We start from the raw sequence: 11,235 nt of genomic DNA, 5'->3' as shown, positions 1-11,235 counted from the left end.
ACAAAAACGAAACATAATTACTCTTACATTAAGCATGAGCATTTAACTGCTGAGAAAAATCAATTATGTTTTGTTAACAATGTTTCGTAGGGGAAAAATTATTAAATAGGGATAAAAAAATAAAAGTGTTAAGAAATCGTTAACAAGATAGCAAAAACTCAGTAATTAACTTAAAATCATAAATTAAAACTAACCATAACAGCTTTAAATAACAATATATTATGAAATTAACATTATTTAACTAAAATTAAATTATATGCATTTTTATTCGACGAAATACACGTTTTTTTAACATTTAGCGCTCTCAATAATCTAAAACAATGAATCTCTGACACTTAATTCTTACAAAAAAGAACATATTATCTAAAGCAATTAGATATTCTTAGAGCTAGAATAAATATTCTTCATACGTCTTTAAAAGATTAATATTTATTTTTAATAACTTATAATTATTATGGTTCTATAATTTATCTTTTTATACTCCTATATTTGCACTCGATTTTTAATAATACCTATGAGCTTTTTAAAAGAAATAAACAGACGACGAACCTTTGGAATCATTTCGCATCCAGATGCTGGTAAAACGACCTTAACTGAAAAACTACTTTTATTTGGTGGTGCCATACAAGAAGCTGGTGCCGTAAAAAGCAATAAAATAAAGAAAGGAGCCACAAGTGACTTTATGGAAATTGAACGTCAGCGTGGAATTTCTGTAGCAACTTCTGTTTTAGCCTTTGAATATAATGGTATAAAAATTAATATTCTTGATACGCCTGGTCACAAAGATTTTGCTGAAGACACCTTTAGAACTTTAACTGCTGTAGATAGTGTTATTGTTGTAATTGATGTCGCCAAAGGTGTTGAAGAGCAGACTGAAAAATTGGTTGAAGTTTGTAGAATGCGTAACATCCCAATGATTGTTTTTATTAATAAAATGGATAGAGAAGGTAAAGATGCTTTTGATCTGTTAGATGAAATTGAACAAAAATTAGGTTTAAAGGTTGTGCCTTTAAGCTTTCCTATCGGAATGGGCTACGATTTTAAAGGGATTTACAACATATGGGAAAAAAACATCAATCTTTTTTCTGGCGATAATCGAAAAGATATTGAAGAAACTATTGAGATTTCAGATTTATCTTCACCAGAATTGAATAAACTTGTAGGTGAAAAGGCAGCCAATACTTTAAGAGAGGAAATAGAATTAGTAGACGGAATTTATCCTCACTTTAATAAAGAAGACTATTTAAATGGTAAGCAACAACCTGTTTTCTTTGGTTCTGCTTTAAACAATTTTGGAGTCAGAGAACTATTAGATTGTTTTGTTGATATTGCACCTAAACCTAGATCAAAAAATAGTGAGGAACGATTAGTTAAACCTGAAGAGGATCAGTTTAGTGGATTTGTTTTTAAGATTCATGCCAACATGGATCCTAATCACAGAAACCGATTAGCGTTTATTAAAATTGTGTCAGGGGAATTTAAACGTAATACACCTTATCTGCATGTAAGACTTAATAAGAAAATGAAGTTTTCTAGTCCGAATGCCTTTTTTGCTGAAAAGAAAGAGATTGTTGACATTTCTTATCCTGGTGACATTGTTGGTTTACAAGATACAGGAAGTTTTAAAATTGGAGATACACTAACTGAAGGAGAAATATTAAACTATAAAGGTGTTCCAAGCTTCTCTCCAGAACATTTTAGATACATCAACAACGCAGATCCGATGAAAGCTAAACAACTCTATAAGGGTATAGATCAGTTGATGGATGAAGGAGTTGCGCAATTATTTACCTTAGACTTAAATGGTAGAAAGGTAATTGGTACTGTTGGAGCGTTACAATATGAAGTTATCCAGTACAGACTAGAACATGAATACGGAGCAAAATGTACCTATGAGAACTTGAATGTACATAAAGCGTGTTGGGTTGAAACAAATGATAAAAAGAGTACTGAATTTAAAGAGTTCTTGCGCGTAAAACAGCGTTTCTTAGCTAAAGATAAACAAAATCAGTTGGTGTTTTTAGCTGACTCTATGTTTTCTTTACAAATGACACAGCAAAAATACCCAAATATAACATTTCACATGACCTCTGAATTTGAATAAAACCTACGCTAAAGTCAGTTTAAAATGTTAAAATAACACGCATTTTATCGAAGATTTTTGCTTTTAGCTTTTGTTTAAATTAGGTTTACTAACTATTTTTAGCTTAAAATTAAGATTAACCCCAAACTAATCTATTTATTATGGATAATAACGAAAACGTTTTCAGTAACAGTGAGATTACTGTAACCTACGAGCCTCGCTGTTGTACGAATGCAGAATTTTGTGCAAAAGAATTATCAAATGTATTTAGAAATTCTGTGATTCCTTGGATTGATTTAGAAGGCGCTCAATCTGATGTCATTATTAATCAGATTAACAAATGTCCTTCTGGTGCTTTAAAGTATCACTTAAATAAAAAGGAAGTTGCTTAAATTTTAAGAATTAATCAAATAACAAAAAACCTTTGAATGTATAATTACAAGGTTTTTTTATGACTATATACTAGTTAATACTTTAAGCTTGACCAGTTGGCCCAAAATTCAATGGAATTGGTGGTTGCTCATAATCCTTAATTTCACCATGTGCTTTTTCAAAACGCGTCACATTTTCACCTAAGGCTTTTAATAAACGTTTAGCGTGCTGTGGAGTTAAGATAATCCGAGACTTTACTTTACTTTTTGGAGTACCAGGCATAATGCTTACAAAGTCTACCACAAATTCTGATACTGAATGGTTAATTATTGCCAAGTTAGAATATGTACCTTCTGCTATTTTCTCGTCTAGCTCTATATTAATTTGACCTTTTTTATTATTAGGATTATTCTTTTCGTCTGCCATTATAAATTTATTTTATGTTTCTCACTGAATGAAAACCTTGTTTATATTTATTTAAATTAAAAAGCCTTCATGCAAATAAATGCTTGAAGGCTTTTTGTTATTTAGATTCCTATTTTAATCATTAATTAGTTATTCGATATTAATGAATTTTTTAATCTTAGATCTCGTAGGAATGACAACTACTAATTGAAGTTCATTTCTTCTTTAGCCTTCATCATTTCATTAAACTCTTCTCTAGAACCTACAATGATGTTTTCGTAATCTCTAACACCTGTACCTGCTGGAATTCTATGACCAACAATTACATTTTCTTTAAGTCCTTCAAGCGAATCAACTTTACCATTTACAGCGGCTTCGTTAAGAACCTTAGTAGTTTCTTGGAACGATGCTGCAGATATAAACGACTTAGTTTGTAGTGAAGCTCTTGTAATACCTTGTAAGATTGGAGTTGCAGTCGCAGGACTAACATCTCTCGCTGTTACAAGATTTTTATCTTCTCTACGTAAGCTTGAGTTTTCATCTCTTAAATCTCTAACACTTACAATTTGACCTGATTTCAAGTTTTCTGAATCACCAGCATCCTCAACCACTTTCATTCCGAAAATCTTATCGTTTTCTTCAATGAAATCTGATTTATGAACTAATTGGTTCTCTAAGAAAATAGTATCACCAGAATCAATGATTCTAACTTTACGCATCATCTGTCTTACAACCACCTCAAAGTGCTTATCATTAATCTTCACACCTTGTAAACGATATACTTCTTGTACTTCATTTACTAAGTATTGTTGAACCGCAGATGGGCCTTTAATGTTAAGAATATCATTTGGTGTAATAGATCCATCAGATAAAGGCATACCTGCTTTTACGTAATCGTTTTCTTGTACAAGAATTTGACTAGATAATTTTACTAAGTATTTCTTAACCTCACCTAATTTAGACTCGATTATGATTTCACGGTTACCACGCTTAATTTTACCGAATGAAACAACACCATCAATCGCACTAACTACAGCAGGATTAGAAGGGTTACGTGCTTCAAATAATTCTGTTACACGAGGAAGACCACCTGTAATATCACCCGCTTTAGATGATTTACGAGGAATCTTAACTAAAATCTTACCTATATCAATCTTGTCTCCATCATTAATCATAATGTGAGCACCAACTGGTAAGTTGTATGAACGTATAGTTTCTCCTTTAGAATCTTCAATTAATAAAGTTGGAATCAACTTCTTGTTTCTAGATTCTGAAATAACTTTTTCTTGGAAACCTGTTTGTTCATCAATTTCAACTTGATATGTTACCCCTTGTTCGATGTTTTCATACTTCACTTTACCAGCAAATTCTGAAATAATAACACCATTATATGGATCCCATTCACAAATTACATCACCTCTCTTAAGTTTGCTTCCACTGTTCACATAGATGAAAGAACCATAAGGGATATTATTTGTACTAAGGACGATTCCCGTCTTAGCATCTACTAATTTCAATTCTGAAGTTCTTGAGATAACAACATCAACCTCTTTACCTTCTTTATCTTTTGATTTAACTGTTTTTAAATCTTCAATCTCAGCAATACCATCAAACTTAACAGTTAATTTATTCTCTTCAGAAATGTTACCTGCAATACCACCTACGTGGAATGTACGTAATGTTAACTGTGTTCCTGGTTCCCCAATAGATTGAGCAGCTACAACACCAACAGCTTCACCTCTTTGTACTAGTTTACCAGTAGCAAGGTTACGTCCGTAACATTTAACACAGATTCCTTTCTTAGCTTCACAAGTTAATGCAGAACGCACTTCTATAGCATCAATTGGAGAATTTCCAATTTTCTTAGCAATAGCATCATTAATATGACCACCTGCTTCCACTAATAACTCTTCAGTTAATGGATTATATACATCATTTAATGATGTTCTACCAACGATTCTAGCTTCTAAGTTTTCAACGATTTCTTCGTTCTTCTTAAGTGCTGAAACTTCAATACCTCTTAATGTGCCACAATCTTCTTCGTATACAATTACATCTTGAGAAACATCTACCAAACGACGTGTTAAGTAACCTGCATCGGCAGTTTTAAGAGCCGTATCCGCAAGACCTTTACGCGCACCGTGAGTAGAAATAAAGTATTCTAAAATTGAAAGACCTTCCTTAAAGTTAGAAAGAATTGGATTTTCAATAATTTCTCCACCTGCAGCTGTAGATTTTTTAGGCTTAGCCATTAATCCACGCATACCTGTTAACTGACGAATTTGTTCTTTAGAACCCCTTGCACCAGAATCAAGCATCATAAACACCGAGTTAAATCCTTGTTGGTCTTCTCTAATACGTTTCATTGACAATTCAGTCAATTCAGCATTTGTAGATGTCCAAATATCAATAACCTGATTATAACGTTCGTTGTTGGTAATAAGTCCCATGTTATAGTTACCCATAATACCATCAACCTGCTTGTTAGCAGCATCAATCATACCTTGCTTCTCCTTTGGAATAATAATATCACCTAAACTAAATGATAATCCACCTTGGAATGCAAACTTATAACCTTGAGTTTTAATTGCATCTAAGAAATCAGCCGTTTCAGGTACACTTGTCTTTTTAAGAATACCGTGAATAATTTCTCTTAATGATTTTTTTGTTAAAACCTCATTTATATAACCAGCAGCTTCAGGTACATGTTCGTTAAAAAGTACACGACCTACAGTAGTTTCTATAATTTGACTTGTTAACTCTCCTTCTTCATTAAAGTCTTTTGTTCTTACTTTAATTCCGGCATTTAAATCAACTTTTCTCTCGTTGTAAGCAATATTTACTTCTTCTGGAGAATAGAATGTTAAACCTTCACCTTTTACAGTATAAGTTTCATCAGTTACACGCAACTTAGTCATATAATATAGACCAAGTACCATATCCTGAGAAGGTACAGTTACTGGTGAACCATTTGCAGGATTCAATATATTATGTGAAGCCAACATTAAAAGTTGACATTCTAAAATAGCTTCTGGTCCTAATGGTAAATGCACAGCCATCTGATCACCATCGAAATCGGCATTAAATGCAGTACACACTAATGGGTGCAACTGAATTGCTTTACCTTCGATAAGTTTCGGTTGGAATGCTTGTATACCAAGTCTGTGTAACGTAGGAGCACGGTTTAAAAGCACTGGATGTCCTTTTAAAACATTCTCTAAGATATCCCAAACTACAGGTTCTTTTCTGTCTATAATTTTCTTTGCAGATTTTACAGTTTTTACAATTCCTCTTTCAATTAGTTTTCTAATAACAAAAGGCTTGTAAAGCTCAGCAGCCATATCTTTTGGTAAACCACATTCGAATAATCTCAATTCTGGTCCAACAACAATTACAGAACGTGCTGAATAATCCACACGCTTACCAAGTAAGTTTTGACGGAAACGTCCCTGCTTACCTTTAAGTGAATCTGATAATGATTTTAATGGTCTGTTAGAATCTGTTTTTACTGCAGATGATTTACGTGTGTTATCAAACAATGAATCTACTGATTCTTGTAACATACGTTTTTCATTACGTAAAATAACTTCTGGTGCTTTTATCTCCACTAATCTCTTAAGACGATTGTTACGGATAATTACACGACGGTATAAATCATTTAAATCTGAAGTCGCAAAACGACCACCATCTAAAGGCACTAAAGGTCTTAATTCTGGTGGAATTACAGGAACAGCCTTCATGATCATCCATTCTGGTCTGTTTTCTCTGTTTAAGTTCGAATCTCTAAACGCTTCAACAACTTGTAAACGTTTTAAAGCTTCTGTTTTACGTTGCTTAGATGTTTCATTATTAGCTTTATGTCTTAAATCGTAAGATAACTGATCTAAATCAATACGCGCTAATAAATCGATAAGACACTCAGCACCCATCTTAGCGATGAATTTGTTAGGGTCTGTATCGTCTAAATATTGGTTTTCTTTTTGAAGAGATTCTAAAATAGTTAAATATTCTTCTTCAGTTAAGAAATCCATTTTTTGAACTGGCTCACCTTCTGCGTTCATGGCAATACCTGGTTGAATAACCACGTAACGCTCATAATAGATAATCATATCTAATTTCTTAGATGGTAATCCAAGAAGGTAACCTATTTTATTTGGTAACGAACGGAAGTACCAGATATGCGCAACAGGTACCACTAAATTAATGTGCCCTACTCTATCTCTACGTACTTTCTTTTCTGTTACTTCTACACCACAACGGTCACAAACAATACCTTTGTAACGGATTCTTTTATATTTACCACAAGCACATTCAAAATCCTTCACAGGACCAAAAATACGCTCACAGAACAAACCATCTCTTTCTGGTTTGTGTGTTCGATAATTAATAGTTTCTGGCTTTAATACCTCACCACGAGACGCTCCTAAAACAGACTCAGGTGACGCTAAACCAATAGAAATTTTGTTAAATTTCTGCACTGTATTTTTATCTTGTCTTCTTGCCATGTTATTTTTTGTTATGTATGGGCAACTCGAAAGTTGCCCTTACATTATTCTTCTAATCTAATATCTAATCCTAAACCTTTCAATTCGTGCATAAGTACGTTGAACGATTCTGGAAGTCCTGGTTCTGGCATTGGCTCTCCCTTAACGATTGCTTCGTAAGTTTTAGCTCTACCAATAACATCATCTGATTTTACAGTAAGGATCTCACGTAGTGTGCTTGATGCTCCATATGCCTCAAGTGCCCATACTTCCATCTCACCAAAACGTTGACCACCAAATTGTGCTTTACCACCTAATGGTTGTTGTGTAATTAATGAGTATGGTCCTATTGAACGTGCGTGCATTTTATCATCAATCATGTGACCAAGCTTAATCATATAAATCACACCAACTGTTGCTGGTTGATCAAAACGATCACCTGTTCCACCATCATAAAGATACGTATGACCAAATCTTGGAATACCAGCTTCATCTGTATAAGCGTTGATTTGATCTAAAGTTGCACCATCGAAAATTGGAGTTGCATACTTTTTCCCTAAATCTTGACCAGCCCAACCTAAAACGGTTTCATAAATCTGACCAATGTTCATACGAGAAGGTACACCAAGTGGATTTAATACAATATCAACTGGAGTTCCATCTTCTAAGAAAGGCATATCTTCTTGACGAACGATACGAGCAACAATACCTTTGTTACCGTGACGACCTGCCATTTTATCACCAACTTTAAGTTTACGTTTTTTAGCAATATAAACTTTAGCTAACTTAATGATACCTGCAGGTAATTCATCACCAACAGAGATTGTAAACTTCTCACGTCTTAAAGATCCTTGAAGATCATTTTCCTTAATCTTGTAATTATGGATTAAATCTGCAACAAGTTCATTTGTATGGTCATCAGTAGTCCATTTTCCTGATGTTAAGTGCGTATAATCATCTACAGCGTTTAACATTTTTAATGTATACTTCTTACCTTTAGGAATAATTTCTTCTCCTAAATCATTATAGATACCTTGAGCAGTCTTACCATTAACGATGTTGAATAATTTATCAACAAGAACATTTTTAAGATCATCAAATCTGTTATCGTAAACATCTTCTAGCTTTTCGATATCTTCTTTATCTTGAGCTCTCTTACGCTTATCTTTAACGGCTCTGGCAAATAATTTTTTATCAATTACGACACCATGAAGCGATGGAGATGCTTTTAAAGATGCATCTTTTACATCACCTGCTTTATCACCGAAAATTGCTCTTAAAAGTTTTTCTTCTGGTGTAGGATCTGACTCCCCTTTAGGTGTAATTTTACCGATTAAGATATCACCTGGCTTAATTTCCGCACCAATGCGAATCATACCATTTTCATCTAAATCTTTAGTTGCTTCTTCAGAAACATTAGGAATATCATTAGTTAACTCTTCGTTACCTAATTTTGTATCTCTAACTTCTAAAGAATATTCATCAATATGAATAGATGTAAATACATCTTCTCTAACTACTTTTTCAGAAATTACAATTGCATCCTCAAAGTTATACCCTTTCCAAGGCATAAAGGCTACTTTCATATTTCTACCAAGTGCTAATTCTCCATTTTCAGTTGCATAACCTTCACAAAGTACTTGTCCTTTTTCAACTTTATCTCCTTTCTCAACGATTGGCTTTAAGTTAATTGATGTACCTTGATTGGTTTTTCTGAATTTTACTAATGGATACGTTTTAGTATCACTCTCAAAGCTAACCATTGCAGCTTCTTCAGAACGTTCGTATCTAATAGTAACTTTCTGAGCATCTACATACTCTACAGTACCAGCTCCTTCTGCATTAATTAATACTCTTGAGTCTGATGCTACTTGACGCTCTAAACCAGTACCTACAATTGGTGCTTCAGGACGTAATAATGGTACAGCCTGACGCATCATGTTAGATCCCATCAATGCACGGTTGGCATCATCATGTTCCAAGAATGGAATTAAAGATGCTGAAATCGATGCAATTTGGTTTGGTGCAACGTCAGTATAGTTAACGCTTGTTGGTTCGATAACAGGGAAATCACCTTCTTGACGAGAGATAATTTTATCTGCTAATATTTTACCATTGTCATCAACCTTAATAGTTGCTTGTGCAATTAACATATCTTCTTCCTCTTCAGCACTAAGATATATTGGTGCATTTTTAATATCTACAACACCGTTCTCAACTTTACGATATGGAGTTTCAATGAATCCCATAGCATTCACTTTCGCAAAACAAGATAAAGAAGAAATTAAACCAATGTTTGGTCCTTCTGGTGTTTCAATAGGACATAAACGTCCGTAGTGTGTATAGTGAACATCACGTACTTCGAAACCTGCTCTTTCTCTTGATAAACCACCTGGTCCTAATGCTGAAAGACGACGCTTATGCGTAATCTCTGCAAGAGGATTCGTTTGATCCATAAATTGAGATAACTGGTTTGTACCAAAGAATGAATTAATAACAGACGATAATGTCTTCGCATTAATTAAATCTATTGGAGTAAACACTTCATTATCACGAACGTTCATACGTTCACGAATAGTACGTGCCATACGTGCTAAACCAACACCAAACTGAGAAGATAATTGCTCACCTACTGTACGTACACGACGGTTAGATAAGTGGTCAATATCATCAATCTCTGCTTTAGAATTGATAAGTTCAATTAAATATTTTATGATAGTTATGATATCTAATTTGGTCAAAACTTGTTTGTCCATACCAATATCTAACTGTAATTTTTTGTTCATTCTATAACGACCTACTTCACCTAAAGAGTAACGTTGGTCAGAAAAGAATAATTTATCAATAATACCACGTGCAGTCTCCTCATCTGGCGGCTCAGCGTTACGTAATTGACGGTAGATGTGCTCAACAGCTTCTTTTTCAGAGTTTGTTGGATCTTTCTGTAATGTATTATGAATAATTGCGTAATCTCCTTGTTGCGCACTTTCTTTATGTAAAAGAATTGTTTTTACGTCTGCGTCAAGAATTTCTTCAATATTGTCTTTGTCTATAATTGTATCACGATCTAGTACAATTTCGTTACGCTCAATAGATACCACTTCACCTGTATCTTCATCAACGAAATCCTCATGCCATGTATTCAATACACGAGCAGCTAATTTACGACCGATAACTTTCTTTAATCCAGATTTTGAAACCTTTACTTCTTCAGCAAGATCAAAAATCTCTAAAATATCTTTATCACGTTCAAAACCGATAGCACGGAAAAGCGTAGTAACTGGTAATTTTTTCTTTCTATCAATATAAGCATACATTACTTGATTGATATCAGTTGCAAATTCTATCCATGATCCTTTAAAAGGAATTACTCTGGCAGAATACAATTTAGTTCCATTAGCATGAAATGACTGGCTAAAAAACACACCAGGTGATCTATGTAATTGAGAAACTACAACACGTTCTGCACCATTGATACAAAATGTACCACTCGGAGTCATGTAAGGAATAGTACCTAAATACACATCTTGAACGATTGTTTCGAAATCCTCATGCTCTGGATCCGTACAATACAATTTCAATCTTGCTTTTAAAGGCACACTGTATGTTAATCCTCTTTCAATACATTCTTCTATAGAATATCTAGGTGGATCGATAAAGTAATCTAAAAATTCTAGTACGAATTGATTACGCGTGTCTGTTATTGGGAAGTTCTCCATGAAGGTGTTGTATAAACCTTCAGTACCTCTTTCTTCTGACTTTGTTTCTAATTGGAAAAAATCCTGGAAGGATTTAATTTGGATATCCAAAAAGTCTGGGTAATCTGTCCTATTTACAATAGAAGAGAAATTAATTCTTTCAGCCTTTTTTGCTAACATTGATGAACGAGAT

General features: G+C 33.7%; 5 protein-coding genes. 2 read left to right on the top strand and 3 right to left on the bottom strand.

Translation table 11 applies throughout. The features are described from left to right. Window positions 1–514 precede the first annotated feature (514 nt). Window positions 515–2,104 carry a peptide chain release factor 3 gene (locus ADIWIN_RS13395; RefSeq protein ID WP_020896674.1) on the top strand — a complete coding sequence of 530 codons (1,590 nt, stop codon included), beginning with the start codon at window positions 515–517 and terminating at the stop codon, window positions 2,102–2,104. A gap of 140 nt (window positions 2,105–2,244) precedes the next feature. Then, window positions 2,245–2,475: a (4Fe-4S)-binding protein gene (locus tag ADIWIN_RS13390; RefSeq protein WP_040757363.1), complete on the top strand. Its 231-nt coding sequence runs from the start codon at window positions 2,245–2,247 to the stop codon at window positions 2,473–2,475. 82 nt (window positions 2,476–2,557) lie between these two features. On the opposite strand, the gene ADIWIN_RS13385 is transcribed toward ADIWIN_RS13390, so the two are convergent. From ADIWIN_RS13385 to rpoB, 3 genes are all read right to left on the bottom strand, one after another. Beyond that, the gene (locus tag ADIWIN_RS13385) at window positions 2,558–2,881 is read right to left on the bottom strand and encodes a DUF3467 domain-containing protein (protein ID WP_020896672.1); all 324 of its coding nucleotides are present in this window, start codon (window positions 2,879–2,881) and stop codon (window positions 2,558–2,560) included. Window positions 2,882–3,063: 182 nt separating this feature from the next. Beyond that, window positions 3,064–7,365 carry a DNA-directed RNA polymerase subunit beta' gene (gene rpoC, locus ADIWIN_RS13380; RefSeq protein WP_020896671.1) on the bottom strand — a complete coding sequence of 1,434 codons (4,302 nt, stop codon included), beginning with the start codon at window positions 7,363–7,365 and terminating at the stop codon, window positions 3,064–3,066. A gap of 44 nt (window positions 7,366–7,409) precedes the next feature. Beyond that, window positions 7,410–11,222, bottom strand: coding sequence for a DNA-directed RNA polymerase subunit beta (gene rpoB, locus ADIWIN_RS13375; protein ID WP_020896670.1), 3,813 nt, complete (start codon window positions 11,220–11,222; stop codon window positions 7,410–7,412). Window positions 11,223–11,235 lie beyond the last annotated feature (13 nt).

The sequence above is a fragment of the Winogradskyella psychrotolerans RS-3 genome (genome assembly GCF_000427335.1).
GTDB classification, from domain to species: domain Bacteria; phylum Bacteroidota; class Bacteroidia; order Flavobacteriales; family Flavobacteriaceae; genus Winogradskyella; species Winogradskyella psychrotolerans.
Note: the sequence above shows the minus strand (reverse complement) of the source record. Positions and strands in the feature narration are given on the sequence as shown.

Excerpts from the sequence above, each read along its gene's own strand:
- ADIWIN_RS13385 (WP_020896672.1), bottom strand. The coding sequence starts at position 2,881 with ATGGCAGACGAAAAGAATAATCCTAATAATAAAAAAGGTCAAATTAAT.
- rpoC (WP_020896671.1), bottom strand. The coding sequence starts at position 7,365 with ATGGCAAGAAGACAAGATAAAAATACAGTGCAGAAATTTAACAAAATT.
- ADIWIN_RS13395 (WP_020896674.1), top strand. The coding sequence starts at position 515 with ATGAGCTTTTTAAAAGAAATAAACAGACGACGAACCTTTGGAATCATT.
- rpoB (WP_020896670.1), bottom strand. The coding sequence starts at position 11,222 with ATGTTAGCAAAAAAGGCTGAAAGAATTAATTTCTCTTCTATTGTAAAT.
- ADIWIN_RS13390 (WP_040757363.1), top strand. The coding sequence starts at position 2,245 with ATGGATAATAACGAAAACGTTTTCAGTAACAGTGAGATTACTGTAACC.